The sequence below is a fragment of the Pantoea sp. UBA6567 genome (genome assembly GCF_002434165.1).
Taxonomy (GTDB): domain Bacteria; phylum Pseudomonadota; class Gammaproteobacteria; order Enterobacterales; family Enterobacteriaceae; genus Pantoea; species Pantoea eucrina.
Window position 1 is genome coordinate 63,563 of the sequence record NZ_DJJN01000007.1, and the last position, 25,037, is coordinate 88,599.

24 protein-coding genes are annotated in these 25,037 nt (G+C 57.3%); 9 read left to right on the forward strand and 15 right to left on the reverse strand.

Annotated elements, in window-relative coordinates; translation table 11 throughout:
- Positions 1–266 precede the first annotated feature (266 nt).
- Positions 267–683, forward strand: coding sequence for a small heat shock chaperone IbpA (gene ibpA, locus B4M48_RS14090; protein WP_039381531.1), 417 nt, complete (start codon positions 267–269; stop codon positions 681–683).
- A gap of 56 nt (positions 684–739) precedes the next feature.
- On the opposite strand, the gene B4M48_RS14095 is transcribed toward ibpA, so the two are convergent.
- The 10 genes from B4M48_RS14095 to B4M48_RS14140 all read right to left on the reverse strand — a co-directional run bounded on the left by B4M48_RS14095 (position 740) and on the right by B4M48_RS14140 (position 10,873).
- Entirely contained in the window at positions 740–1,645 is a 906-nt protein-coding gene (locus tag B4M48_RS14095; RefSeq protein ID WP_039381533.1) for an EamA family transporter, read from the reverse strand.
- 40 nt (positions 1,646–1,685) lie between these two features.
- Positions 1,686–2,972, reverse strand: a complete 1,287-nt coding sequence (locus tag B4M48_RS14100) for a valine--pyruvate transaminase (protein WP_288657034.1) — start codon at positions 2,970–2,972, stop codon at positions 1,686–1,688.
- An 84-nt stretch (positions 2,973–3,056) separates the two neighbouring features.
- A complete protein-coding gene (gene ghrB / locus B4M48_RS14105; RefSeq protein WP_039381539.1) occupies positions 3,057–4,031 on the reverse strand; it encodes a glyoxylate/hydroxypyruvate reductase GhrB in 975 nt (324 codons plus the stop codon).
- Between the two features lie 67 nt (positions 4,032–4,098).
- Positions 4,099–5,379, reverse strand: a complete 1,281-nt coding sequence (locus B4M48_RS14110; protein WP_071668245.1) for an MFS transporter — start codon at positions 5,377–5,379, stop codon at positions 4,099–4,101.
- Between the two features lie 93 nt (positions 5,380–5,472).
- Positions 5,473–6,420: a sugar kinase gene (locus B4M48_RS14115; protein ID WP_071668244.1), complete on the reverse strand. Its 948-nt coding sequence runs from the start codon at positions 6,418–6,420 to the stop codon at positions 5,473–5,475.
- Between the two features lie 10 nt (positions 6,421–6,430).
- A complete protein-coding gene (locus B4M48_RS14120) occupies positions 6,431–7,177 on the reverse strand; it encodes a sugar phosphate isomerase/epimerase family protein (RefSeq protein ID WP_288657036.1) in 747 nt (248 codons plus the stop codon).
- 127 nt (positions 7,178–7,304) lie between these two features.
- On the reverse strand, positions 7,305–8,330 hold the full coding sequence (locus B4M48_RS14125) for a LacI family DNA-binding transcriptional regulator (RefSeq protein WP_039381552.1): 1,026 nt from the start codon (positions 8,328–8,330) through the stop codon (positions 7,305–7,307).
- 61 nt (positions 8,331–8,391) lie between these two features.
- Positions 8,392–9,387 carry a LacI family DNA-binding transcriptional regulator gene (locus B4M48_RS14130; RefSeq protein WP_288657038.1) on the reverse strand — a complete coding sequence of 332 codons (996 nt, stop codon included), beginning with the start codon at positions 9,385–9,387 and terminating at the stop codon, positions 8,392–8,394.
- Positions 9,388–9,541: 154 nt separating this feature from the next.
- Positions 9,542–10,204, reverse strand: coding sequence for an OmpA family lipoprotein (locus tag B4M48_RS14135; RefSeq protein ID WP_039381558.1), 663 nt, complete (start codon positions 10,202–10,204; stop codon positions 9,542–9,544).
- A 108-nt stretch (positions 10,205–10,312) separates the two neighbouring features.
- Complete coding sequence (locus B4M48_RS14140; RefSeq protein WP_039381560.1) at positions 10,313–10,873, reverse strand: DNA-3-methyladenine glycosylase I; 561 nt, start codon at positions 10,871–10,873, stop codon at positions 10,313–10,315.
- Positions 10,874–11,001: 128 nt separating this feature from the next.
- Between B4M48_RS14140 and B4M48_RS14145 the strand changes: the two genes are divergently transcribed.
- From B4M48_RS14145 to B4M48_RS14160, 4 genes are all read left to right on the forward strand, one after another.
- Positions 11,002–11,664, forward strand: a complete 663-nt coding sequence (locus B4M48_RS14145; protein ID WP_039381563.1) for a hypothetical protein — start codon at positions 11,002–11,004, stop codon at positions 11,662–11,664.
- Positions 11,665–11,764: 100 nt separating this feature from the next.
- Entirely contained in the window at positions 11,765–12,301 is a 537-nt protein-coding gene (gene dnaT / locus B4M48_RS14150) for a primosomal protein DnaT (RefSeq protein ID WP_039381566.1), read from the forward strand.
- A complete protein-coding gene (gene dnaC, locus B4M48_RS14155; RefSeq protein WP_071668239.1) occupies positions 12,301–13,041 on the forward strand; it encodes a DNA replication protein DnaC in 741 nt (246 codons plus the stop codon). Before dnaT ends, dnaC begins: the two co-directional genes overlap by 1 nt.
- Before the next feature lie 93 nt (positions 13,042–13,134).
- A complete protein-coding gene (locus B4M48_RS14160; RefSeq protein ID WP_071668238.1) occupies positions 13,135–14,268 on the forward strand; it encodes an ROK family transcriptional regulator in 1,134 nt (377 codons plus the stop codon).
- Between the two features lie 65 nt (positions 14,269–14,333).
- Here B4M48_RS14160 and B4M48_RS14165 read toward each other — a convergent pair whose 3' ends face one another.
- Both B4M48_RS14165 and B4M48_RS14170 read right to left on the reverse strand, forming a co-directional pair.
- Positions 14,334–15,371 carry an acyltransferase family protein gene (locus tag B4M48_RS14165; RefSeq protein ID WP_039381595.1) on the reverse strand — a complete coding sequence of 346 codons (1,038 nt, stop codon included), beginning with the start codon at positions 15,369–15,371 and terminating at the stop codon, positions 14,334–14,336.
- Between the two features lie 242 nt (positions 15,372–15,613).
- Entirely contained in the window at positions 15,614–16,717 is a 1,104-nt protein-coding gene (locus B4M48_RS14170; RefSeq protein WP_224144796.1) for an EpsG family protein, read from the reverse strand.
- 463 nt (positions 16,718–17,180) lie between these two features.
- Between B4M48_RS14170 and B4M48_RS14175 the strand changes: the two genes are divergently transcribed.
- Complete coding sequence (locus tag B4M48_RS14175) at positions 17,181–17,924, forward strand: alpha/beta hydrolase (protein WP_349681453.1); 744 nt, start codon at positions 17,181–17,183, stop codon at positions 17,922–17,924.
- A 43-nt stretch (positions 17,925–17,967) separates the two neighbouring features.
- On the opposite strand, the gene B4M48_RS14180 is transcribed toward B4M48_RS14175, so the two are convergent.
- On the reverse strand, positions 17,968–18,963 hold the full coding sequence (locus tag B4M48_RS14180; protein WP_039381604.1) for an acyltransferase: 996 nt from the start codon (positions 18,961–18,963) through the stop codon (positions 17,968–17,970).
- Positions 18,964–19,166: 203 nt separating this feature from the next.
- Between B4M48_RS14180 and glyQ the strand changes: the two genes are divergently transcribed.
- Positions 19,167–20,078: a glycine--tRNA ligase subunit alpha gene (gene glyQ, locus B4M48_RS14185; protein ID WP_039381606.1), complete on the forward strand. Its 912-nt coding sequence runs from the start codon at positions 19,167–19,169 to the stop codon at positions 20,076–20,078.
- A gap of 9 nt (positions 20,079–20,087) precedes the next feature.
- The gene (gene glyS, locus B4M48_RS14190; protein ID WP_288657044.1) at positions 20,088–22,157 is read left to right on the forward strand and encodes a glycine--tRNA ligase subunit beta; all 2,070 of its coding nucleotides are present in this window, start codon (positions 20,088–20,090) and stop codon (positions 22,155–22,157) included.
- Positions 22,158–22,214: 57 nt separating this feature from the next.
- Here glyS and B4M48_RS14195 read toward each other — a convergent pair whose 3' ends face one another.
- Positions 22,215–22,826 carry a glutathione S-transferase gene (locus B4M48_RS14195; RefSeq protein ID WP_071668235.1) on the reverse strand — a complete coding sequence of 204 codons (612 nt, stop codon included), beginning with the start codon at positions 22,824–22,826 and terminating at the stop codon, positions 22,215–22,217.
- 48 nt (positions 22,827–22,874) lie between these two features.
- Positions 22,875–23,801: a formate dehydrogenase accessory protein FdhE gene (gene fdhE, locus B4M48_RS14200; protein ID WP_071668234.1), complete on the reverse strand. Its 927-nt coding sequence runs from the start codon at positions 23,799–23,801 to the stop codon at positions 22,875–22,877.
- Positions 23,802–24,133: 332 nt separating this feature from the next.
- On the opposite strand from fdhE, the gene fdhD reads away from it, so the two are divergent.
- Positions 24,134–24,925 (forward strand): formate dehydrogenase accessory sulfurtransferase FdhD, encoded by a 792-nt coding sequence (gene fdhD, locus B4M48_RS14205; protein WP_039381616.1) that lies wholly within the window; start codon positions 24,134–24,136, stop codon positions 24,923–24,925.
- Positions 24,926–25,037 lie beyond the last annotated feature (112 nt).

Here is a 25,037-nt window from a genome sequence, read left to right on the forward strand (position 1 = left end):
GGCTGCATCCCTGGCAGCAATATGTCACCTGACGTTATCAGCGCTCTCTGGCTCTGTTTTCAGTGCAGGTGCAGGGTTTCCTGAGTGTATGTCATCTCACCGGTTTTGCTGCAAAAAAATCACGCCGGTGGCCCTTGAAAAGATCGCTACCATACCCATTTTCACATTACGGCCGTATGACTGTTGCCGCATGGGACAGTGCCAGGCCGGACAACCTGTCCATAGTGGAAGGTTGCCAAAACTTGCTGATTATCAGGAGTCTTATTATGCGTAACTTTGATCTCTCTCCACTTTATCGTTCTTCCATCGGTTTCGATCGTCTGTTTAATCTGCTGGAAACCAATCAGAACCAGGCGAACGGAGGCTACCCTCCTTACAATGTCGAACTGGTGGATGAAAACCACTACCGCATTACGATTGCGGTAGCAGGCTTTGCCCAGAATGAGCTGGATATCACCGCCCACGACAATATGCTGGTGGTACGCGGCGCGCACCCTGAAGAGCAGCCGGAGCGCAAATATCTTTATCAGGGCATCGCCGAGCGCAATTTTGAGCGTAAATTCCAGCTGGCCGATCACATCGTGGTGCGCGATGCGCGTCTCGAACTCGGTCTGCTGAGCATCGATCTGGAGCGCATCGTTCCTGAAGAGGCGAAACCGCGCCGGATTGAAATTCTGAAATAAGGCCATCACATAAGCCTTAAGCGCCGCAGCAATGCGGCGTTTTTTTTTGATCAGATTCAGGCGCGGGAGAGCAGCCGCTGGCTCAGCAGGCCGCCAAAGACATTGATCAGCAGACCGGCAACGATCACCGCTGCGCCCAGCAGCTCCTGCGCGGTCAGCGCTTCATCCAGCACAACGGCCGCGCTGATAATCCCCACCACCGGCACCAGCAGCGTCAGCGGCGCGACGCGCCAGGTTTCATAGCGGCTCAGCAGCCGGCCCCAGATGCCATAACCGATGATAGTGGCGATGAAAGCCAGATAGATCAGCGCCAGAATAGTCTGCAGTGAAATGCCCTGCAGGCTGTGCACGATGAGCGCGCTGCCTTCAAACCACCAGGAGCAGATGAAAAAGGGAATAACCGGCACCAGCGCGCTCCACACCACCAGCGACATCACCGGTACGCGGTGATTGCGCAGAATGATTTTATTGGTGATATTGCCCAGCCCCCAGGAGGCCGCCGCCGCCAGCGTCAGCAGCATGGTTGTCAGGGTAATGCCGCCTGCCGTCTGGCCCGCCATACCGGCGCTGGCGAGCAGATACATCCCCAGGGTCGCAATCACGATGCCGGTAATATGATTCCAGCGCAGCTTCTCAGCCAGCAGCAGCGCGCCCAGCAGCAGCGTGAAGAACGCCTGCGCCTGCAGCACCAGCGACGCTACCCCGGCGGGCATGCCAAGCTTGATGGCTAAAAACAGGAAGGCAAACTGCCCGAAGCTGATCGTCATGCCATAGATGACCAGCCAGCGCAGCGGAATAGCCGGACGCTTTACAAACAGCAGGGCCGGAAACGCCACCAGGGCAAAACGCAGTCCCGCCAGCAGAAAAGGCGGCATGCCCTGCAGCCCGAGTTTGATCACCACAAAATTGACGCCCCACGCCACAACGACGCACAGCGCTAACAGCATATCTTTCACGGACATAAGGGCTTCCTGTTCTCAGGCTGTAGCCGGTTTCGGGCGGTTAAATCTGGTTCCCGTCTGCGGGGCAGGTGACGCTTTCGGCCTCGCGGAGCGCGCGCTCCAGCTCCTCCGCCAGGATCCGGACTGCTTGCTCAATTTTTGCCGCTTCCGGTACGTAGTTCATGCGCATGCACTGATGCGTATGCGGCCACGCCTGCTCCAGCCCCGGGAAGAAGAAGTGGCCCGGCACCATCAGCACGCCGCGCGCTTTGAGACGCTGATAGAGCACTTCAGTGGTGATGGGCAGATCGCGAAACCAGAGCCAGAGGAAAATTGCCCCCTCCGGCTTGTGGATCAGACAGCGATCTTCCGGCAGGTAGCGACGCAGGATCGCCAGCGTTTCCGCCACTTTAGCCTGATAAAATGGCCGGATAACCTCATCAGAGAGGCGCAGCAGATCGCCGCGTACAATCATTTCGTTTGCCAGCGCCGGGCCAATGCTGCCGGGCGCCAGGCTGATAATACCGTTCATATTACCCAGCGCGCTGATGGTGCTTTCATCGGCAATAATGATGCCGCAGCGTGCGCCAGGCAGGCCGAGCTTGGAGAGGCTCATGCAGAGAATGGTGTTGGGATTCCACAGCGGCCGCGCTTCGCTGAAAATGATACCGGGGAAGGGCACGCCGTAGGCGTTGTCGATCAACAGCGGCACGCCATGCTGCTGTGCCAGCGCATCCAGCTGCAACAGCTCATCGTCAGTGACCACATTGCCGGTCGGATTGGTCGGGCGCGAAACGCAAATCAGCCCGATATCCTCATGCAGCGGCAGATGGTCGAAATCGACATGATATTTAAACTGCCCTTCTGGCAGCAGCTCGATGGTGGGCTTCGCTGAAACAAACAGCCCCTCTTCGAGGCCGGCGTCAGCGTAACCGAGATATTCCGGCGCCAGCGGAAACAGCACGCGCTTTTTACTGCCGTCGGCGCGGTGTCCGGCAAACAGATTAAACAGATAGAAAAACGCGCTCTGGCTGCCGTTGGTCAGCGCAATATTTTGCGCCGCGACAGGCCAGCCAAACTGCTCGCGCAGCAGGGTGGCAAGCGATGCCAGCAGCTGCGCCTTGCCGCGTGGCCCGTCATAGTTGCACAGCGCCTCGCTCAGCGTGCCATCTTTATGCATCTGCAGCAGCAGCTGGTCAAAATAATCGTTCATTGCCGGGATCTGTGCCGGGTTACCGCCGCCCAGCATGATGGTGCCGGGTGTGCGCAGTCCCTCTCCCATATCTTCCATCAGACGGGAGATACCGGTGGGTTGCGTAAATTTGTCGCCGAACTGAGAAAAGGACATAGGAAGTAAAAATTTTGTGAAAGCGAATGGAGAAAACCACCATAACGCCCGCCTGCGGCGGGCGCAATGGCTAAAGCGGTCCTGTCAGCGCAGAACCTGCGGGTTAACGCAGTTTTTATCCGGTGTACCGGTCAGCGCGGCAATCAGATTTTCAACCGCATCACGGGCCATGCCGTAGCGCGTCTCGTGCGTGGCTGAACCAATATGCGGCAGCGCCACCACGTTTGGCAGGGTAAGGATCTCTGCCTCAGCGGGAACGGGTTCTACCTCAAAAACGTCCAGTCCGGCAGCCAGCAGGGTGCCCGCTTTCAGCGCTGCCGTCAGCGCCTGCTCATCCACCACCGGGCCGCGACCCGCGTTGATCAGAATTGCGCCGGGCTTCATCAGCTGCAGCTGCGCGGCACCAATCATATGGTGCGTCTGTTCGGTGAGCGGCAGACTGATGCAGACAAAATCGCTTTCTTTCAGCAGCGTCTCCAGATCGCAGGCGCGGGCCTGAAAGCGGTTCTCCGCTTCTTCATGCTGACGACGGGCGTTATAGAGAATATTCATACCAAAACCGAAATGGGCGCGCTGCGCCAGCGCCAGGCCAATACGGCCCATGCCTAAAATCCCCATGGTTTTGTGGTGAACGTCGGTGCCAAACAGATCCGGACCGATGCTCTTTTTCCAGTTGCCTTCTTTAACCCATTTATCCAGCTCGGCCACGCGGCGTGCGGTGCTCAGTACCAGCGCCATCATGGTATCCGCTACGGTCTCGGTCAGGACCGTCGGGGTGTGCATCAGCAGCACCTTGCGCTGATTCAGCGCGTCAACGTTAAAGTTGTCATAGCCGACGGAGACGGTGGAGCAGGCGCGCAGCGCCGGCATCTGCGACAGCAGTGCGTCATCGACTTTGCCGCCGGAACCGATAATACCTTCTGCCTGCGCAAACGCGTCCGCATGCTGGCGCACCGTTTCCGGTGAAACATCTTTTACTTCGGTAACGTGAAAATGCGTATCGAGCTGGCGGCGCAGATCGTCAGGCAGGCTTTTGTAGAGGATCACAGCAGGTTTCATGAATCGCTTCCTGTAGAAATAGGTGACGGGCGACAGGTGCCGCCCGGAGAAGTCATCTCTTACGCTTTCAGGCGTGCTTCGCCCCGTGAATCGGCGGCGTTTTGTTTGCGGCAGGCTTGACGATCAGCGTCAGCCAGACCGAAACCAGCAGGGCTGAACCCATGAAGATATAAGATGCGGCCGGGCTGCCGGTTGCTCCATTAAGATAGCCGACAATCCATGAACCGATAAAGGAACCCAGCGCACCCATGCTGTTAATCAGCGCCATGGCACCACCCGAAACGTTGCGCGGCAGCATTTCCGGAATGATGGCAAAGAACGGACCATAAGGGGCATACATCGCTCCGCCGGCAATCACCAGCAGCGCATAGGAGAGCCAGAAATTGCCCGGACCTACCAGATAAGAGCCAAGGAACGCCAGTGCGCCAATCAGCAGCAGCGGCCAGACAAACAGTTTCCGGTTCTGCGTTTTATCAGACGCCCACGACACCACCACCATGGCGATAGTAGCGACCAGATAAGGCACCGCTGAGAGCCAGCCCGCTTCCACCATACCCATCTGCGTGCCGTTACGCAGAATGGAAGGCAGCCACAGCACAAAGCCGTATACGCCAATACTCCAGGCAAAATACTGCATGCAAAGGATGATGACGTTGCGATTGCGAAACGCTTCGCTGTAGTTCCGCACCGCTTTGATATTTTCCTGCTCTTTCTGCAGCTGCGCCTGCAGCGCGGCTTTTTCCTCATCGCTCATCCATTTTGCCTGCGCCGGTTTATCCTGCACCAGGAACCACCAGGCGATAGCCCAGATCACCGCCGGAAAACCTTCGATGATGAACATCTCACGCCAGCCAAAGGCATTAATCAGATAGCCGGACACCACCGACATCCACAGTACGGTGACCGGGTTGCCGAGGATCAGAAAGGTATTGGCGCGCGAACGCTCCGACTTGGTAAACCAGTTACTGATGTAGATCAGCATCGCGGGCATCACGGCCGCTTCCACCACGCCGAGGATAAAGCGGATCGCTGCCAGCATCGGAATATTGCTGACGATTCCGGTCAGCGAAGCGCAGCCGCCCCACAGGATCAGGCACCAGAAAATCAGTTTTTTTACGCTGCGGCGCTCGGCATAGATAGCACCGGGGATTTGAAAGAAGAAGTAGCCGAGAAAAAACAGCGCGCCCAGCAGCGATGACATCCCTTTGGTAATGCCGAGATCGTCATTAATGCCTGCGGCAGAGGCGAAGCTGAAGTTCGCCCGGTCCAGATACGCCAGACTGTAGGTGATAAACACGATGGGCATGATATACCACCAGCGTTTTGGCGCGATTGTCTGCGATTTCATGCGTGACTCCTCTGGTTGAGGCGGGCACATTCCGTGGATGCGCCTCAGAATAATAGTGTTGTAGGGTAAGTAGTATCGTGCCGGCGCAGTAACTCAGTAATCACCCAGCGCCGCGCGGGTGGGTAAGCCTTCACTGTCTCCCGCTACCTGAATAGCGAGCGATCCGATCTTATTGCCGCGCAGAATCGCCTGCGGCAGCGTTTTATCTTCCAGCAGGGCGCTGATCAGGCCCACGGCAAAGCCGTCGCCTGCGCCCACGGTATCCACCACGTTGTCGACCAGCACCGGGGCGACCACGCCTTTTTCTCCCTGTGCCGTTTTATACCAGGCACCGTCGCAGCCGGTTTTAATCACCACCGCTTTGACGCCCTTATCGAGGTAGAAATCAGCAATCGCTTCCGGCTGGCGATAGCCGGTCAGGATATAGCCCTCTTTTTCACCCGGCAGCACCCAGTCGGCATACTCTGCCAGCGCATTAAGCTGCTGGCGCATCTCTGCTTCGCTGCGCCACAGCACCGGACGCAGATTGGGATCGAAAGAGATACTTTTACCCTGCGCCCGCATTGTCTGTGCCGCATAGTGCAGCAGCGCCAGCGATGAATCAGAGAGCGCAGCGGCCACGCCGCTCAGATGAAGATGGCGCGCGCTGCCAAAATAGTCCGGATTAAAATCGTCCGGCGAGAGGTGGCTTGCCGCCGATCCTTTGCGGAAATATTCCACTTCCGGATCGGAGCCGTCGTCGACGCGCGCTTTCAGCTGAAAGCCGGTACGGTAGCGGGCATCCGTGGTCACACAGCGGTGATCAACGCTCTCTTTTGCCAGCTGCTGCAGCGTGAAGCGCCCGAAGCTGTCATCCCCGACGCGGCTGACCCAGCCAACCTGCAGGCCAAGACGCGCCAGACCGATGGCAACGTTCAGTTCGGCGCCGGCAATACGCTTGATAAAGCGCTCTGCTGCCGCAAGGTCGCCGGTTTGCTGCGCGATAAACATCGCCATCGCTTCGCCAATGGTGACGACATCAAGTTGAGAAGGTTGTGTCATGGCAGGCTCCTTAGGCGGCACGCAGCAGGTCAACATAGTGGCGGGTTACCGCCAGCAGATCGCCGCCTTCCAGCGGGAACTCAATACCGCGCGGTGCATCTGCGGGCAGGGCGTGCAGCAGCGTGCGCCAGCTCTCATCCGCATCATCAAGGGCGATCGCCCGGAACGTGTCGCGATGCGCAACGGCCGCTTTAACGTGCACATAGCTGACGTAGCGGCTGAGCTGATGAGCAGCCTGCAGCGCATCCTCGCCGGTCCAGAGCCAGTTCCCCATATCGAACGTCATATCCAGCGGCAGGGCGGCGTCGCAGGCGTGGTGAAAAAAGCGCAGCATGGGCGCCAGCGTACTGTCAGCGGTCTGATCGTTCTCAATCACCAGCGTCACGGATGTTGACGCCAGAATCTCTGCCAGCTGCCGGTCAGCCAGCTGAACAAAGTGGCCAATAGCGAGTTTCAGCCGCTGCGCGCCGAGCTGCTCCGCTTCATGGAAAAACTGTGCCAGCCGTGGATTGAGTGCGCCATCTGCCAGCCACAGCGATTCCGGAACGGAGTAGCTGACCTGCAGCGACTGCTCACGCGCCGTCTGGCCCAGCTCCGGCAGCTGCTGCAGCTCAATGTCGCTGAACAGCTCGCGGCGAATCTCAACGCCGTCAGCGCCGGCCGCTTTGATCAGCGGCAGCAGGCGGCTCTGCCCGCCAAGCTCGGCAATTTTATGCGCGCCGTAGGCGGCGGTCACTACAATAATTTCTGGTCTCATCACGTCTCTCCGGGCACCAAACTGCCTCCCAATCGTTGAGAAAACGTTAGATGGAACCGGTTCCAAAGGAAAGACGCAGACTGCGGATTTATGATCCTGCTCACGAAGTCAGCATCAGGTTCCGGTATCAGCGCAGCGGCTGGCTCGACCCGCGCACGATCAGCTCGCCGGAAAACACCTGATCCCGTATCGGTGCATCGCTGCCGTCAATACGGGTGATCACCTGCTCCAGCGCCGCATAGCCAATCTGCCAGGTGGGCTGACGCAGCGTGGTAATGCCGACGCCGGCCAGCGCCGCCCATTCCAGTTCATCAAACCCCAGCAGGCCGATATCTTTACCCCAGACCAGCTCCAGGCGCTGGAGCGCCCGTGCCACCTGCAGCGTCAGGGCACCGTTGGCAGCTACCACGGCAACGCGTCTGCCGGCATGCCGCTGATAAAAGTCCAGCAGCGCCCGATCCAGAGGTTCTGGCTGGTGCAGCGGCACTTCCGCATTCTCCGCGATGGCGTCCGGCGCGGCACCTGCGGTGGCAAAAAAGGCGCGCAGGCGTTCGCGGCGGGTATTGACGCTGCCCAGCGGCTCGCTGAGAAACAGCAGGGCGTTATAGCCATTATCCAGCAGATGACGCGTGGCGTTGCAGGCTGCTTCCTGGTTATTCAGCCCGACAACATCGCAGGCGAACTCAGGAATTTTACGGTCGATCAATACCATTGGCAGCATTGACTGCTGCAGCCGGTTGAGTACCACTTCATGCATACCGACCGCGTTAACCACGATGCCCTCAACCTGATAGCTGCTCAGCAGCTGCAGATAGTGCTGCTCCAGATCGACCTCATTGTTGGTGTTACACATCAGCAGCGTAAATCCGCGGGCGCGGCAGGCTGCTTCAATGCCGCTCAGCACATCCACGGAATAGGGATTGGTGATATCTGCAATGATCAGGCCAATTAATCGCGTACGGCCACGCTTCAGGCCGCGGGCCATCTGGCTGGGACGATAATTCAGCGCGTCAATCGCCTGCTCAATACGGGTTTTCAGATCGGGCGAAAGGAGATGTTCTTCCCCGTTCAGATAGCGGGAAACACTGGTTTTACCGGTATTTGCCGTGCGGGCAACATCGCTGATTGTGGCGCGTGGCGGCCTGGTTTTCATTGCATATTCCTGAAAAGTTAAATCAGGCGAAGACTATCACAGCACGCGCGGCGCGCCATCATCAGGCGTCAGCGGCCAGGCGCAAAACCGGCTGCCAGAGTGTCTGCAGCTCGGTGACCGGCCTGTCTGCCAGCAGCTGCAGCACCATCTCCGCCACACATTCGCCGATGCGCTGCTGAGAGATCTGCAGGATCACATTAACCGGATGGTCGATAATCGAGTCATGGGGCAGACCGTCATAGACGTAGAGCGCGATCGCACGCGCACCGGAGAGCCGCTGCTGCTGCTGGAGCGCAATGGCTGCACCCTCGCCGAGCGTGCTGCAGTCGGTAATAATGGCCTGCGGCGGCGCAGGGTGACGCAGCCAGGCGAGCGTCTGCTGCAGTCCGGCACGGCGGGTAGGCGGCAGTGCCGCAACAAATTCTGCAGGCTGTGCGGCATCCCGCAGCGTATCGAGAAAGCCGCGGCGGCGATCGAGGATATAGGTGCCCGGTTCATCGGTACCGAGCCAGGCAAGCCGCGTCAGCCCCTGCTGCAGGGCGTGCCGCGCCGCCAGCTGCGCCCCCGCGTAGTTATCGTAGTCAAACCAGGCGTAGGGCTGCGGCAGCTTGCTGCGGCCGAGGGTAAGGAAGCGAAAGCCTTTCTGCTGCAGGCGCTCCAGGCGGGCGTCGCGCGGAGTGGTATGGGTAACGATCAGCGCATCGAGTGCGCCGCTGCGCAGCATGCGCAATAAATTGCGCTGCTGATCGCGCGGTTTATCCGGCAGCAGCAGCAGGTCGATATCCTGACGCGCCAGGCACCGATCCAGCGTCAGCAGCATTTCACTGTAGTAGCTGTCGTTAAGCGAGGCGGTACTGACGGGTAATACCAGCCCGACGGCGTTTGCCCGGCCGGTTTTCAGACGGCGTGCCGCAATGTTTGGCCGATAACCGCGACGGCGTGCTTCATCCTGAATGCGTTGCCGGGTTGATTCCGCCACGTCGTCGTAGCCGTTCAGCGCGCGACTGACGGTGGTAACAGAGAGGCCAAGGGCGGCAGCGATCGCTTTGAGTGACATGGGCGTATCCGACCGGTTGAGTTTTTGTCACGCTGGTATAAGCCAGTGTAGTCTTCAGAGAGCGGGGGCAGTATATACTGTTTTCTGGAATGGTTTCCAGTTATTTCCGGAAAGGGTCAGAAAACCGGCCTGCGGGTGCAGGCCGGCAGGCTGTTTAGTTCAGCGGACTGAGGGTGATCTCAACGCGACGGTTCTGCGCTTTGCCCTCTTCAGTGCTGTTGCTGGCAACCGGGTTATCCGGTCCCATGCCCTGCGTGCGCAGGCGATTCTGCGCTACGCCCTGAAGCACCAGTGCGCTGGCCACGCTTTCGGCACGCTGCTGCGACAGACGCATATTCAGCGCGCGTGAACCGGTGCTGTCGGTATAGCCGACAACGTTAACGGCGGTTTTTGGATACTCTTTCAGCACCATAGCCACGCCGCTCAGGGTGTTGGCGCCGGCCGTTTTCAGCGTTGCGCTGCTGGAGTCAAAGGTGACATTGTTTGGCATATTCAGAACAATGTTGTCGCCCTGACGGGTTACGCTGACGCCCGTACCGCGCATTTTGTCGCGCAGTTTCGCTTCCTGAACATCCATGTAATACCCCACGCCGCCGCCCAGCGCCGCACCGGATGCCGCGCCAATCAGCGCGCCCTTTTTACGATCTTTTTTAGAGGAGGAGAGCACGCCTACTCCGGCACCGACCACGGCACCCAGACCTGCACCAATTCCGGACTTACCCGCCTGCGATTCGCCGGTATAAGGATTGGTAGTACAACCCGACAGCGCAAGGCTGCCGCTTACAAACAAGGCCAGCGTCAGAGCACGCTTTTTCATCATCAGTCCCTCAATATACTTATGGGTAACACTCCCGGAAGGCCACTATTATGCCGTTCAAAGATGGGGAAATTCGTGAGGCCGAATCTGAAAATGTAAATTTTTGCGTTAAAGATTATCGGGATGGCGGAAACAGGTGGTTTGATGATCGTTAATCAGCCCGCAGGCCTGCATAAATGCGTGGCATATTGTCGGGCCGATAAATTTGAAGCCGCGCTGCTTCAGGGCCTTAGAGAGCGCCATAGCCGGTTCAGAAGTGACCGGTGCCTGCCGGTAATCGGCATAATGGTGCAAAACGGGACGATCGTTCACAAATGACCAGATAAAGCGGGAAAAATCGTCGCCTGCTGCTTCCAGCGCCAGCAGGGCGCGTGCGTTCTGCACAATCGCTTCCAGCTTGCCGCGATGGCGGATCACTCCGCTCTCCTGCATCAGACGGCTGATATCCGCTTCGTCCATTCGCGCGACGGTGGCCGGATCGAAATCATGAAACGCCCGGCGGTAATTTTCGCGCTTTTTCAGCACGGTGATCCAGGAGAGACCCGCCTGCTGCCCTTCAAGGCAGAGCATCTCAAACAGGGCGCGCCTCTCTCTCTGCTCAATTCCCCATTCACGGTCGTGATAACTCACGTAAAGAGGATCTGCGGTTACCCAGCCACATCGCTGCATGCTCTGCTCCCTGTTTCTGCTACGAACGTTCAGCGGCAAGGCTGAAAACCGGCACCAAATGAGAAGCGCGAGAAGTCGGGTGAAATATACTAAGCACGCTAATTATTTTATCATTTGGTTACATTATAATGCGTGAACATATTACTCTTATTAGCCGCGAGATGGCGGCCTTTCTCATCAGTGGATCGTTTCTGGTTTTCTGTATGGCGATGATATATATCGACGTCGCCTGGATGCACAACGCATTACACGAAACGTCGTTTACTGAAATCACGCAGGCTGTGATGCTGACTCTGCTTGCTGCGCTGTTCTTCCGCGCCGCGTCGCAGCGACCGGAGCAGCGCAGCGCGCTGATTCTGGTGGGTGGATTCTACACTTGCATGCTGATACGCGAACTCGATTATCTGTTTGATCTTATCCGGCACGGTGCCTGGCTCTGGTTTGCGCTCGCGACCACCGCCGCGTCACTGGCGCTGGCGCTGCGTACCCCGGCGCAGATCCTGCCTGGCCTCGCTGCGCTGCTGCAGCATCGCAGCTGGCAGATGATGGCCGCAGGTTTACTGGCCATACTGGTGTTTTCCCGGCTATTCGGTATGCATCAGCTCTGGCAGCAGCTGATGATGGAGGGGTATAACCGGGTCGTGAAGAATATGGCCGAAGAGGGCTGCGAACTCTTTGGTTACACTCTCTGCCTTATCGCATCGCTGCGTTATCTGTGGCAGACACATACGGCGCAGGCGTCTCTGCCCCGCGATAGCGTCTCGCCTGTGCTGAGCCGCGCTGCACGCTGATTCCTGCCTTTTATGACGATCCCCGGTGCTAAAACAGGTACACTGTCTCTCTGGCGCCGGGTTATCTGGCGCCCCGAAATGCTCAACGTCAGGTCTCTTCATGTCCGTAAAAATCTTATCTTCAACGCTGGCCGGGCTGGACAGCTTCTGCCGCGATCCGCTTGCCGCACTGCACCAGGCCGATAACGGTACGCTGGCCGTGCTGCAGGATAACGTGCCCGCTTTTTATGCGCTGACGCCGCAGCGCCTGGCAGCGCTGCTGGCGCTGGAGGCGGCAGCCCGGCAGCCCAGCGATGTCGCGCTGGATGACACTCTTTTTCAGCCGGATAGCGCCGCGCTGGCTATCCCGGCGGGTAAGTTTGCCATGTATCAGGGCTGGCAGCCCGACAGCGACTTTCAGCGTCAGGCCGCCATATGGGGCGTGGCGCTCAGCGAGCCGGTGACGCCCGCTGAGCTGGCTACCTTTGTAGCTTACTGGCAGGCAGAAGGGCGGCCGTTTCATCATGTGCAGTGGCAGCAGAAGCTGGCGCGCAGCGTGCAGATGCATCGTGCCGGCAATGGGGGCCAGCCAAAGCGCGATATTACGCGTATCGACAATACTGATTACGATATTCCCGATGGTTTCCGAGGTGAGTAATGAAAACGCCAACCGATCTTTTCAATCGCCTGAAAAAAATCATGCCGAAAGAGGTGCAGCCAAAATTCAAAAATGGCGCTGAGCTGCTGGCGTGGAATCAGGAGCAGGGCCGTCTGCGCTCAGAAGCGATAGTGCGTGAGAACCGCGCCATGAAGATGCAGCGCATCATGGGCCGCTCCGGTATTCGCGAACTGCATATGAACTGCTCTTTTGACAACTATCGCGTAGAGAATGACGGGCAGCGCAAAGCGCTGGCGCTGGCGCGCGAGTACGCGGCCGGATTTGAGAACAGTATTGCCAGCTTTGTGTTTACCGGCCGTCCCGGCACCGGAAAGAATCATCTGGCGGCGGCGATCGGGAATGATCTGATCATTCGCGGCAGGAGCGTCCTGATTGTGACGGTGGCCGATTTGATGTCCAGCATGAAGGGTACGTTCAGCGGCGGCAGCGATATCACGGAAGAGCGGCTGCTGCAGGATCTTACGCAGGTTGATCTGCTGGTGATCGATGAGATCGGCATGCAGAGTGAATCGCGCTACGAAAAAGTGATTATTAATCAGATTGTCGATCGGCGCTCCTCTTCAAAACGCCCTACCGGCATGCTCTCTAATCTTGACCCGGCAGGAATGAACAGCCTGCTGGGCGAGCGCGTAATGGACCGGATGCGGCTGGGAAACAGCCTGTGGGTACGCTTCGACTGGGAGAGCTACCGCAGCCGCGTGCGCGGTGATGAATATTGATAGCTGAAACGGGTAAACTGCGCGGCCGCCTGCGCGCCCGGGTGATGCCGGGCTGCTAAACTGAACCGTATCTCATCCTCAGGTGAAGGCGCCATGAAAGCAGCCGGTAAAGGACCAGCGGTACTTCGACTGAATAATCTGAAGCGGGTCATGGCGCAGCTGCGCTCCGCCCGCATCACCTCCCGTCAGGACATCGCCCGGGCGCTGGATCTGAGCAAAAACACGGTTTCACTGATTATCGACGACCTGCTGGCGCAGGGGCTGGTGCGCGAGCTGGGGCCGGTCAGCGTGACGGCGGCAGGACGGCCCAAAATTGAGATCGCCCTGCGGCCGGAAAAACTGAAAAGCGCTGGCATCATGGTAGCGCGACAGACGATCCACTGGCAGGTACGCGACTACTTCTCACAGGTTATTGCGGAACAGACGTGGCGCACCGAAACGGCCGCCCCGGAGCGGCTGCTGCAGGAGCTGGCTGAAGTGTGTCAGACATTATGCGCCGCGCATCCGGAGCTGACAGGGATTGCGATTGGTCTGCCGGGCATTATCGATTCACAGCGCGGCTTTGTGCACTTCTCTGCGCCGCTTGGCTGGGAGAACGTGGCGGTGCTGGCACCGCTGCAACGCTGCGTCAGCCTGCCGCTGCTGGTGCTCAACAACGTCAAGGCAGCCGCGCTGCTCTCTGTACAGCAGCTGCAGCTCAGTAAGGCGCAGAGCCATTTTTATCTGCGTATTGCGGAGGGCGTGGGCGGCGCGCTGATCGATCGCGGCGCGCTGTTTACCGGCAGCAGCTGGACCGCCGGTGAAATCGGCCATCTGCGGATGCAGCGCGAGGGGCAGCTTTGCAGCTGCGGCCGCCGGGGGTGCCTGGAGACGCTGATCGGTCAGCCCGCCATTCAGCAGCAGCTGAGCAAACGCAAGCCGGGCCTGCGCTGGCAGCAGGGTGAGAGTGAACCTTCACTGTTTAATCCGCTGATGAGCGAAGCGGGCGAGCATCTTGGTTTTGCGCTGAGTCAGGTCATGCAGCTGGTTAACCCGGCCTGTATCATTATTGACGCGCCGTGGAACAGCTCAGCTGTTTTCAGGGAGGCGGTACAGCAGACGATGCAGGCCAGTACGCTGGCGTTCACCCACGCGCATACGACGCTCCATTTTCTGGCGCAGCGCCTTGAGCCGGCCCAGGGTCTGGCTCTGGCGGTTATTGCGCAGTATGAGCAGGCAGATTATTAACGCCGTGCACCCTTCTTTTTACCTCATCGCAGGTCAGGCCACCCGCAGGTGGCCTGCTGGCTGATTCAGTCGCGGGCAGCAGCCGGTGGTACGATGGAAGGCGGTGTATGATGCGCCCGTTTCAGGAAGCGGCTCTCCAGCAGGGTCCATGAGGTCCACGCCAGCGCCAGAGTGATGACGATAGTCAGCAGCAGGCCAGCAAAGGCGTTGGCGCTGAACACGCCGAAGTGCTGCAGTACCTGAATAATCGGCCAGTGATAAAGGTACATGCCATAAGAAAGATCGCCAAACTGGCTGATTTTTATCTCACGACACAGGCTGGTACAGCAGAAAATCACCACTGAAGAGAACGCGACCGGCTCAATAAGAAACGCATACTCGCTGCGTTTGCACAGCAGCCATGCCGCCATCGACACCAGCGTAATCAGCTTCAGCCGATCAAAAGCGGGCTTGTGTATCGCCAGCAGGCTGCCAAAGAAAAAGTACGAGGAGAGGGCGACAAACTGCTTCGCCAGCGTATCGGCTTTGGGGCCGCTATAGACAGAGGTGAAATAGAAGAACCAGGCGCAGGAGATGATGAAAATGGCGCCCCAGACTTTCAGCGGATTACGCTTCATCAGCGGAACGATAAACGGTAACAGCACATAGAGCGTCAGTTCCGCTTTGATCGTCCAGAGTGAGCCATCCATCGGCTGGTTTGGATTATCGGTAAACACACCCGGCAGTGAAGCCTGAATAAAATTCAGAAAGGTAAAGTTTGCCACCAGATACTTAATAGTTTCACGATGTTTCAGAAAATCCATTAGCGGCAATGTCGTCAGACACAGGCCAATGGTAAAACACATCAAAATCACAAATATATAAGCGGGCAGGATGCGCTGGGCGCGCTTAATAAAATAAGAGTTCAGCGAGCGGCTTCTTAAGTAACTTTTTGCAATAAGAAATCCGCTTATTGCAAAAAATCCTTTCACAGCAAAATCGCTATTCAGATAATGTGCAAGGAAACGAATGTCGGCATTTCTGGTGACTTCAGCTGAGTGTACCAGCAAAACGATAAAGGCGAGCGAAAGCCTGACAATATCAAAATTATTTTTTTCGTTCATATCAGCATTCTTTTTAATGGGATAACAACGCGCTGTAATAATAATTAAAGCGCCTGTATCGGATGGTGTTCTGATTAAAAGCGTTAAGCTCTGCCGCGGCAGATGTAAACTATTAGAGTTTTAAACGATAGAAAAATCAAGCGATGTATAAGCGCGGCGTAATATTCAGAATTTCCCTGGTATGGTGGAAAAAAGAGGTTATAAATAAAAAACGCTAACCAGTTGGTTAGCGTTTTTAACAATTAACGGAACAGCTGGAAGCTGCGCGACACCTCGTAGCCGACGATCGATTGCTTACTGGCCATGGTGTTATAGTAGAGATAGTAGAGCACCATCAGCACGGTTATCGCTACGGCGATGACCTTTCTCAGCTTTTTGGTTTCCCAGATACAGAGTGAAATCAGCACCGGTTCAACCTGCAGCAGGTAGTTTGCCAGGCGGCCGCCAGAGGCGTAGTCCTGCAGCGCCATACGCAGGCCACTGCCGATGGCAAACGTAATCGCCAGAATATAGTAAGTGTTAAATTTTGCCGGGTCGGCGTTTCTGATTTTATCACTCAGCAGCATGTAGCTGAAGATAAAGACAAAGCCAATGTTCTTCAGGTTAGAGAGCGTAAGAATACCCTGCTCCTGGCGCGACTCTGCATCGGCATAGCCCATGGCCCTGTCGCCCAGTGAACCCAGATGGCTGGAGAGCGCGGAGATCAGTGCCGAGCTTCCCATAAAGGCCAGCGGCAGGCTGATAACGACGATCGCAATCGGCACATATTTGTTTTTGCGGATAATCATCGCCATCGGAATAAGCAGCGCGACAACGGCCGTTGCGTGGCAGAAAAACGACAGCAGAAATGTGGTCACCATACCCGATTTACTGCGACGCGACATATGCCAGACAAAGCCGAGCAGAAACGCCGAGCAGAGACCAAAGCGGATCTGGTTCATATCTTTGTTGATAAACAGGTGCGCCGAGTAGACGGCCAGCGCGACCAGCGGCAGCGGCGTCAGCTTGCGGAAGTAGTGCGCGTTAACGCATACCGCGATGAAGGCGATAACAAAGATAAAGATGTCAGCATTGGCCGTAAAAATGCGCGTTGCACCGGCAATCGCATAAATAGCAGGCTCATAGCGAAACTCGACCACGGCGCGCCAGAAGCCCTCGATAATAATTTTATCGAGAAACTGTGCATAGAAGTCGCGATACTGGAAGTCATCAAGGCCGGTTCCCAGGCCACGGATGCCGCCAAAAGTAAAAAGTACTACAACAGCAATAAAATAAAGCCACGTCCTGATATGTGCTGTGTTTTCATTTTTACTTAACATGATTTCGACAATTGCGACAAAAGTCATGCTAAGACTTATGATCCAGTAAATTCCCATGGTCACAGATTCTTATAGTTTAAAATGCACTTATAACATAGGGCTATGTTTTGGTAAACATGAGAAAAGTCTAATTTTTCCTGGCCCGGTATTTTATCAGATTACTGCCGGGATTATTATTCATCCGCTTTCTGCTATTTTCAAATTCTGCTGCTGATATTTTTCCTTTTCAGAGAGTTGCCGATCCGCAGAGGTAAAGAAAAGGCCGAGGCTAAAGTGCGTTTGTAACTGTTTTTATTAATAATATGGAGCCAGAAGAATGATCCTTTTTCGCCTGATAAGCGCGTTTTTACTGTTTTATCTTCCGCTGGCCTTTGCCTCTAAGGAAATTCCTATCTGGCCGGGCGAAAACATAACACAGAATAAATTTATTAATTTCAGTAAAAATCCTGCTGATAATAATCGTGCCGTTACGCAGGTTAATTCGCCGGAAATGATTTATGTAGCGCCTGCGGGAAAAAATAATCACACAGCCGTGCTTATCATTCCCGGTGGGGGATTTTCTTATATTATGAAAGATCTTGAGGGGCTTAATATCGCCACGCTGTTAAGTCGTCAGGGTTATACGTCCTTCGTTCTTCTTTATCGTATGCCGCATGACGGCACCACACAGAATCGCCAGGCGGCCTTTGCGGATGCGCAGCGGGCACTTCGGCTTATCCGGGCTAATGCCCCGCAATACCATATTGCTGCCGATCGTATTGGCGTGATGGGTTTTTCTGCAGGGGCTTATCTGGCCGCGAATCTCAGTAACGATCCGGAGGCTGATAACTATCCGGCACAGGATGCGCAGGACAGCGTCTCAGCCCGTCCCGACTTCACTGCCCTTATCTATCCGGTACTGTCGCTTAAGGATGGCGTAACACATCCGGGCACGCGCGCCGCCATGTACGGCAAAAACATCAGCCCGCAGACCCTTCTGCAGCAGTCGCAGGAAGCGCGCGTCAGCGATCGTACGCCGCCGACGTTTCTCGTTCACGCGCTGAATGACGGTACGGCTTCAGCGCAGAATACGCTGCTGATGTTTGCCGCGCTGCGCGAGCATAAAGTGAAAACAGAAATGCACCTGTTCCAGCAGGGCGGGCACGGTTTCGGGACCGGACAAAAACTAAAGCTGCCGGTAAGAAACTGGCTGACGCTGTTTCATGACTGGCAGAACACGCTGACTGACCGGTAAAAGCCAGAATGCGCGATGAACTCTGGCGAGCCGGTCAGCGCTTTCAGCTGACCAGCTGTCGCGTATCGATGCGCTTCAGCACCTTTGCCAGCAGCAGGCTGCCCAGCAGCGTGACGCCAAACACCCACGGCAAATCGAGCCAGGGGCGTGACATATCGTCATAGTGGTGAGTACGCAGATAGTGAATAAACAGCGCGTGAAAACCATATACCGGCAGCGAATAGCGAGAAATGGTCGCCAGCAGCGGCAGCGGCCGCTGGTTCAGGCTGTTTTTAAACAGAACCAGCAGGCTGATGGCCGCGATAAAGACCAGCGGCCCGCAGTAGAGATACCAGGTGTCGTTGAAGGCGCCGTTGATTTGCAGCAGCTGCTTTGTACCGAGTGCAATACCCAGCACGCAGGCGATAAAAACGCCTCCCGCCAGCCAGCCGATCCGGCGGCCGCCCGTCTCCATACAGCCGATAGCGCGTCCGAGCAGGGCGTACAACAGGTAGTAGATGCTGTCGCCACTGACATAGAGATTGACCGGCAGCCAGCGAAAGGATCCCACTGACTGGCTGACCGTATTCGGGTTTGCCACCACCGCCAGCACCACCACCAGCAGCGCCACATAGCGTTTTTGTACCGTTTTGACCTGTATCAGCGGCGAAAGCAGGTAGATACCGATAATCGCAAAGAAGAACCACAGATGATAAAACACCGGCTTCTGCAGCAGCTTCATGATGGATCGACCTTCGCTGATCGGTGTCAGCCAGGTGATATACGCCAGCGCGACCGCGCTGTAGAACAGCAGGCAAAGCACAATGCGTATCAGATGTCGCGCCTGCGCGCTGCGCTCGCCAAAAAACAGGTAGCCTGAGATCATAAAGAACAGCGGCACGCAGACGCGGGAGGCGGCGTTCATCAGGTTGGCCACATCCCAGGTTATGCCGGTGACCGCCATCGGTCCGGTGATATACCAGGTCGTGGTATGGATCACGATCACCATCAGGCAGGCGACCGCACGTAAGTTGTCGATCCAGCTAATTTTTTGCGGCATGGGATCCTCGCGTACAGATGGTGCGAGGAAGGGTAGCCGCTGTGCCGCCACTCAACAACATCTGCCGCCGTAATTCAGAGCCCTCTGTGCGGCAAAAGCGCGCGCGACCCGCACAGCCTCAGGATTTCCGGCTGCACATTGCCCGGTCAAAGGGTATACTGTCGAACTCTTTTTAATTCACCCGTATCCCGTGCGAATTCAACATGCAAAAGTTTGATACCAAGACCTTTCAGGGCCTGATCCTGACCTTGCAGGATTACTGGGCGCGCCAGGGCTGCACCATTGTCCAGCCGCTGGACATGGAAGTGGGCGCCGGCACCTCACACCCGATGACCTGCCTGCGCGCTATTGGCCCGGAGCCGATGGCCAGCGCCTACGTGCAGCCTTCACGTCGGCCGACCGACGGACGCTATGGTGAAAACCCCAATCGTCTGCAGCACTACTATCAGTTCCAGGTGGTGATCAAGCCTAACCCGGACAATCTTCAGGAGCTCTACCTCGGCTCGCTGAAAGAGCTGGGTATCGATCCCACTATCCACGATATTCGTTTCGTAGAAGATAACTGGGAAAACCCGACGCTGGGCGCCTGGGGCCTCGGCTGGGAAGTGTGGCTCAACGGTATGGAAGTGACGCAGTTCACCTACTTCCAGCAGGTTGGCGGCCTTGAGTGCAAGCCGGTCACGGGTGAGATCACCTATGGCCTGGAGCGTCTGGCGATGTATATCCAGGGCGTGGACAGCGTCTACGATCTGACCTGGAGCGACGGTGCATTTGGCAAAACCACCTACGGCGATGTGTTTCATCAGAACGAAGTAGAGCAGTCGACCTATAACTTCGAATATGCCGACGTCGGTTTCCTGTTCAGCTGTTTTGAGCAGTATGAGAAAGAGGCGCAGCAGCTGCTGGCGCTGGAGAAGCCGCTGCCGCTGCCAGCCTATGAACGCATTCTGAAAGCGGCCCACAGCTTTAACCTGCTCGACGCGCGCAAGGCGATCTCCGTTACCGAACGCCAGCGCTATATTCTGCGTATTCGCACCCTGACGAAAGCCGTGGCGGAAGCCTACTATGCGTCACGCGAGGCGCTGGGTTTCCCGATGTGCAACCGTAATAAGTAAGAGGCAGCCATGACCGATAAAACTTTCCTGGTGGAAATTGGCACCGAAGAGTTGCCTCCGAAAGCCCTGCGCAGCCTGGCGGAAGCTTTTGCTGCACACTTTACTGCCGAGCTGGACAGCGCTGGCCTGACGCACGGCGAAGTCAGCTGGTTTGCTGCTCCGCGCCGTCTGGCGCTGAAAGTCGCAGCGCTGGCGGCGGCGCAGCCCGATCGCGAGATTGAGAAGCGCGGCCCCGCCGTCGCGGCTGCGTTTGACGCAGCGGGTAATCCGACGAAAGCAGCTGAAGGCTGGGCACGCGGCAACGGCATCACGGTCGATCAGGCTGAGCGCCTGAGCACCGATAAAGGCGAATGGCTGGTGCATCGCGCCGCGGTGAAGGGCGAGCAGGCCAGCGCGCTGCTGCCGGCAATGGTCACTACCGCACTGAGCAAGCTGCCGATTCCAAAACTGATGCGCTGGGGCGCCAGCGATGTCCAGTTCGTGCGCCCGGTGCATACCGTGACGCTGCTGCTGGGAGAGGAGCTGATCCCGGCCACTATCCTGGGCGTACAGTCAGCGCGCACCATTCGCGGCCACCGCTTTATGGGCGAGCCGGAGTTTACGCTGGAGCACGCCGATCACTATCCGCAGCAGCTGCTGGCGCGCGGTAAGGTAATGGCTGATTACGCTGAGCGTAAAGCAAAAATCAAGGCGGATGCGGAAGCGGCTGCACAGCAGCTGGGCGGCGTCGCCGATCTCAGCGACAGCCTGCTGGAAGAGGTTGCTTCGCTGGTGGAGTGGCCGGTGGTGCTGACCGCAACGTTTGAAGAGAAGTTCCTGGCAGTACCGGCGGAAGCGCTGGTCTATACCATGAAAGGCGATCAGAAATATTTCCCGGTCTACAGCCCGGAAGGAAAACTGCTGCCGAACTTCATCTTCGTTACCAACATCGAGTCAGGCGATCCGCAGCAGATCGTGGCCGGTAATGAAAAAGTTGTGCGTCCCCGTCTGGCGGATGCGGAGTTCTTCTTTAACAGCGATCGTAAAAAGCGTCTGGAAGATAATCTGCCGCGTCTGGAGACGGTGCTGTTCCAGAAAGAGCTGGGCACGCTGCGTGATAAGACCGACCGCATTCAGGCGCTGGCAGGCTGGATCGCCGCGCAGATTGGTGCAGATGTCAATCACGCGACCCGCGCCGGCCTGCTCTCCAAGTGCGACCTGATGACCAACATGGTGTTTGAATTTACCGACACCCAGGGCGTCATGGGTATGCACTACGCCCGTCATGACGGGGAAGCGGAAGATGTGGCGGTAGCGCTCAATGAGCAGTATCAGCCGCGCTTTGCTGGCGATGCGCTGCCTTCTAACCCGGTGGCCTGTGCCGTCGCGATTGCAGATAAAATGGATACGCTGTCGGGCATTTTTGGTATCGGTCAGCATCCGAAAGGCGACAAAGATCCCTTTGCACTGCGCCGCGCCGCGCTGGGCGTACTGCGTATTATCGTCGAGAAGAATCTGCCGCTCGATCTGCAGAGTCTGACCGAAGAGGCCGTGCGCCTCTACGGCAGCAAGCTGAGCAACGCGAAAGTGGTTGATGAGGTGATCGACTTCATGCTGGGTCGCTTCCGTACCTGGTATCAGGAAGAGGGTCACAGCGTTGATACCATTCAGGCGGTACTGGCGCGTCGTCCTACCCGTCCGGCAGATTTCGATGCGCGCATGAAAGCGGTATCGCATTTCCGCACGCTGGAGGCAGCCTCAGCGCTGGCAGCGGCCAACAAGCGCGTGTCGAACATTCTGGCAAAAGCCAGCGATCCGCTGAACGACAGCGTGCAGGCATCGCTGCTGAAAGAGAACGCGGAGATCCAGCTGGCGACTTTCGTCACCGCGCTGAGCGACAAGCTGCAGCCCTGGTTTACTGAAGGCCGCTATCAGGATGCGCTGGTGGAGCTGGCACAGCTGCGTGAAGCGGTAGATAACTTCTTCGACAACGTTATGGTTAACGCAGAAGATGATGCCGTGCGCGTGAATCGTCTGACGCTGCTGGCACAGCTGCGTCAGCTGTTCCTGCAGGTGGCAGATATTTCCCTGCTGCAGTAAACGGCAGCAGGATGCGGTAGCGAAAGGGACGAGCAATCGTCCCTTTTTTATTGCCGTCTAACCTGCCGGCGGCACGGTACGCGCGAAGCTCTCGCGCTGAAACAGGGTTTCCGCCAGTTTGACCAGCGCCGGGCGGTTTACACACCAGTTCGGCAGCACGCGACGGAAATTCAGATAGCCAATCATGCAGCCGGTCGCAATATCCGCCAGGTTCAGTGTGCCGGTGTTGATCAACTCCGCTTTCGCCGCGGCCGCCTCCAGCGCATCCAGACCGCGCTGGATTTTTTCGCGGTTGCGCAGCAGCACCTCTTCAGACTGCTGCGCGCCAGGCCGCATCTGTTCCCGCACAATGGTCACCGCCGCGTCGTTAATACCATCAGCCAGCTTTGCCAGCTGGCGTACCTGCAGCGCGCGCAGCGCATCATCAGGCAGCAGGGCGGGTGCTTCATCACGCAGCTCAATAACCTGAGCAATGACAGAAGAGTCGTACCAGGTTAATCCGCGCTCGTCGATCAGAGCCGGTACTTTTCCCAGCGGATTATAGTGGGGCACCTGGCTATCTTCCGCCCAGGGTGTATGGTTTATAAACTCAAACACGATGCCCTTTTCCAGCAGAATAACTGAAATTTTGCGCACGAACGGGCTGGTATAACTGCCTATCAGTTTCATCAAAGCCTCCGTATAAAACGCGGTACGTAGCGGTAACGCCCGGGCCAGCTATTCGCCGGGAAACATAAATGGATTCAGGCTACTGCGGGCAAACCCTTCCTGCTCCATGCGCGCATCCAGCACCAGCGACGCCAGGTCGTCGGCAACAGGCTCTACCGCCGGATCCCGCTCCTGGCAGAGCAGTTTCATATAGGTGCCGCAGTCGCCGCAGCTCTCTGCATGAACGGCAGCCTGGTGATTATCGAGCGACCAGAGGTGCAGATCGCGCGTCTGCTCACAGTTGCAGCATCGGTCACTGGCGACGTGCCACTCACTTTCGCACAGGTTGCAGTGCAGATAGCGTAATCCCTCCTGCGCCACATCCATATGCACCAGGCCGGTAACCGGAACGCTGCCGCAGACCGGGCAGAACTGCCGGTGATCGCCCTGTTCCGTCCGCACCTTGCCGGGTATCATAGCGGCCATCTGCGCCCAGTACAGCGACAGCGCAGCCCAGACAAAAGGCGACTTATCGCTGCTGACCCGGCTAAATTCCCCGGCCAGCAGCGCGCCGGCAAGCGTCTCCAGCTCGCTGGCGGACGATTTTTCCAGGTTCTCCAGCACCGCCAGCGCCTGGCCACTCATCTCCGGTTTGAGTTCTGCAATCAGTGAATGCAGCAGCTGCTGCCAGTGACGATCGCGCGGATAGTGGCGAATATCAAGCGGCGGCTCATTGCGCTGCGCGCTTTCTGCAAGACGCGGACGCAGATCGAGCCGCAGCGGATGGTCATACAGCACAATCTCCTGCGCCTGAGCGATCACTGCAGCAAAGCGCAGATAGTCACCCAGCGGATTTTTTGCCGCCAGATGGCGCAGGCGTGCAGCGCGACGGCTATAGAGATTTTTCAGCCGGGGAAACAGCAGCGGCGGGATCTGTTCCGCGGTCTGCGGTTCGCGTGTTTCCGGCTGATTCTGCGGAATAATGCGAATACTCATCAGGGAACACCTCTATTTTCTGGCGATAACGCTGCCAACAATGAAAGCAGCACGACTACGCTGATGATAGCAGCCTGACGCTCAGGCGGCTGGCTGACGGACGATTAACTGCCGGTGACGGCAGCCGGAGGGAGGGACGATTCTGTGACCGCCGCGGGCCGCGCAGCCAGAGTGCCAGCACATAAGTTGAAGAAAAATTTTTGGCCGACGTTCATGCTCAGCATCTGAACCGGCAGCCGGTATAGCGTACAGGCCGTGAGGCCCGCCGCTTTTGATGAGTGCAATAAGAGACAGATAACGTGACAGCAAAACAGCAGGCAGGTGAGCAACCTGTGAAAACGATCGCTGGCGTAAGCCAGGCTGAAGTGTGGCAGCGCCGGACACCGGAAACGGCCGAAACTGACTGGCTGGCACAGGAGGTGCCGGTAGCGCTGGTCTATAACGGCATCTCGCATGTGGTCATGATGGCGACGCCTGACAACCTTGAGGCGTTTGCGCTGGGTTTCTCGCTTTCAGAAGGGATTATTGAACAACCGGCTGAGATCTATGGCATCGATGTGGTGCCGGGCTGCAACGGCATTGAAGTACAGATTGAGCTCGCCAGCCGCCGGTTTATGGCGTTAAAAGCGCAGCGCCGGGCGATGGCGGGGCGAACCGGCTGCGGCGTCTGCGGCGTTGAGCAGCTGGATCAGATTGGTAAGCCGCTGAAGCCGCTGCCTTTTACCCAGACGTTTGACCTGGCTCAGCTGGACAGCGGGCTGGCGCGGCTGCGTGACTATCAGCCGGTGGGCAATCTTACCGGCTGTACGCACGCGGCGGCATGGCTCTCACCCGAGGGATTGCTGCCGGGCGGCTGTGAAGATGTCGGGCGGCACGTTGCGCTGGATAAGCTGCTGGGGCTGCGCAGTCAGCAGGGATGGCAGCAGGGCGCAGTACTGGTTTCCAGCCGCGCCAGCTATGAGATGGTGCAGAAGTCCGCCATGTGCGGCGTGGAGATCCTGTTTGCGGTCTCGGCCGCCACCCAGCTGGCGGTAGAGGTTGCGCAGCGCAGTAATCTGACGCTGGTAGGCTTCAGTAAGCCAGGGCGGGCAACGATCTATACCCACCCGCAGCGGCTGCGCTAGCCGGTTCAGGCCGCTGAACCGCAAATCCTTATCATTTCTACGGCATTGATAACCCTTTTATGGATCATGATTTTAACTATAATGATCCCACTGCTTACGCGGCACACTGGTA

What these genes read in the sequence shown, in the direction of transcription:
- B4M48_RS14110 (WP_071668245.1), bottom strand. Translation starts at nt 5,379, where the DNA reads ATGAAATCGCAGACAATCGCGCCAAAACGCTGGTGGTATATCATGCCC.
- ghrB (WP_039381539.1), bottom strand. Translation starts at nt 4,031, where the DNA reads ATGAAACCTGCTGTGATCCTCTACAAAAGCCTGCCTGACGATCTGCGC.
- B4M48_RS14145 (WP_039381563.1), top strand. Translation starts at nt 11,002, where the DNA reads ATGCGTGAACATATTACTCTTATTAGCCGCGAGATGGCGGCCTTTCTC.
- B4M48_RS14140 (WP_039381560.1), bottom strand. Translation starts at nt 10,873, where the DNA reads ATGCAGCGATGTGGCTGGGTAACCGCAGATCCTCTTTACGTGAGTTAT.
- B4M48_RS14195 (WP_071668235.1), bottom strand. Translation starts at nt 22,826, where the DNA reads ATGAAACTGATAGGCAGTTATACCAGCCCGTTCGTGCGCAAAATTTCA.
- ibpA (WP_039381531.1), top strand. Translation starts at nt 267, where the DNA reads ATGCGTAACTTTGATCTCTCTCCACTTTATCGTTCTTCCATCGGTTTC.
- B4M48_RS14100 (WP_288657034.1), bottom strand. Translation starts at nt 2,972, where the DNA reads ATGTCCTTTTCTCAGTTCGGCGACAAATTTACGCAACCCACCGGTATC.
- dnaT (WP_039381566.1), top strand. Translation starts at nt 11,765, where the DNA reads ATGTCCGTAAAAATCTTATCTTCAACGCTGGCCGGGCTGGACAGCTTC.
- B4M48_RS14160 (WP_071668238.1), top strand. Translation starts at nt 13,135, where the DNA reads ATGAAAGCAGCCGGTAAAGGACCAGCGGTACTTCGACTGAATAATCTG.
- fdhE (WP_071668234.1), bottom strand. Translation starts at nt 23,801, where the DNA reads ATGAGTATTCGCATTATTCCGCAGAATCAGCCGGAAACACGCGAACCG.
- dnaC (WP_071668239.1), top strand. Translation starts at nt 12,301, where the DNA reads ATGAAAACGCCAACCGATCTTTTCAATCGCCTGAAAAAAATCATGCCG.
- B4M48_RS14170 (WP_224144796.1), bottom strand. Translation starts at nt 16,717, where the DNA reads ATGACTTTTGTCGCAATTGTCGAAATCATGTTAAGTAAAAATGAAAAC.
- B4M48_RS14120 (WP_288657036.1), bottom strand. Translation starts at nt 7,177, where the DNA reads ATGAGACCAGAAATTATTGTAGTGACCGCCGCCTACGGCGCGCATAAA.
- B4M48_RS14125 (WP_039381552.1), bottom strand. Translation starts at nt 8,330, where the DNA reads ATGAAAACCAGGCCGCCACGCGCCACAATCAGCGATGTTGCCCGCACG.
- B4M48_RS14180 (WP_039381604.1), bottom strand. Translation starts at nt 18,963, where the DNA reads ATGCCGCAAAAAATTAGCTGGATCGACAACTTACGTGCGGTCGCCTGC.
- B4M48_RS14130 (WP_288657038.1), bottom strand. Translation starts at nt 9,387, where the DNA reads ATGTCACTCAAAGCGATCGCTGCCGCCCTTGGCCTCTCTGTTACCACC.
- B4M48_RS14115 (WP_071668244.1), bottom strand. Translation starts at nt 6,420, where the DNA reads ATGACACAACCTTCTCAACTTGATGTCGTCACCATTGGCGAAGCGATG.
- glyQ (WP_039381606.1), top strand. Translation starts at nt 19,167, where the DNA reads ATGCAAAAGTTTGATACCAAGACCTTTCAGGGCCTGATCCTGACCTTG.
- glyS (WP_288657044.1), top strand. Translation starts at nt 20,088, where the DNA reads ATGACCGATAAAACTTTCCTGGTGGAAATTGGCACCGAAGAGTTGCCT.
- B4M48_RS14095 (WP_039381533.1), bottom strand. Translation starts at nt 1,645, where the DNA reads ATGTCCGTGAAAGATATGCTGTTAGCGCTGTGCGTCGTTGTGGCGTGG.
- B4M48_RS14135 (WP_039381558.1), bottom strand. Translation starts at nt 10,204, where the DNA reads ATGAAAAAGCGTGCTCTGACGCTGGCCTTGTTTGTAAGCGGCAGCCTT.
- B4M48_RS14165 (WP_039381595.1), bottom strand. Translation starts at nt 15,371, where the DNA reads ATGAACGAAAAAAATAATTTTGATATTGTCAGGCTTTCGCTCGCCTTT.
- B4M48_RS14175 (WP_349681453.1), top strand. Translation starts at nt 17,181, where the DNA reads ATGATTTATGTAGCGCCTGCGGGAAAAAATAATCACACAGCCGTGCTT.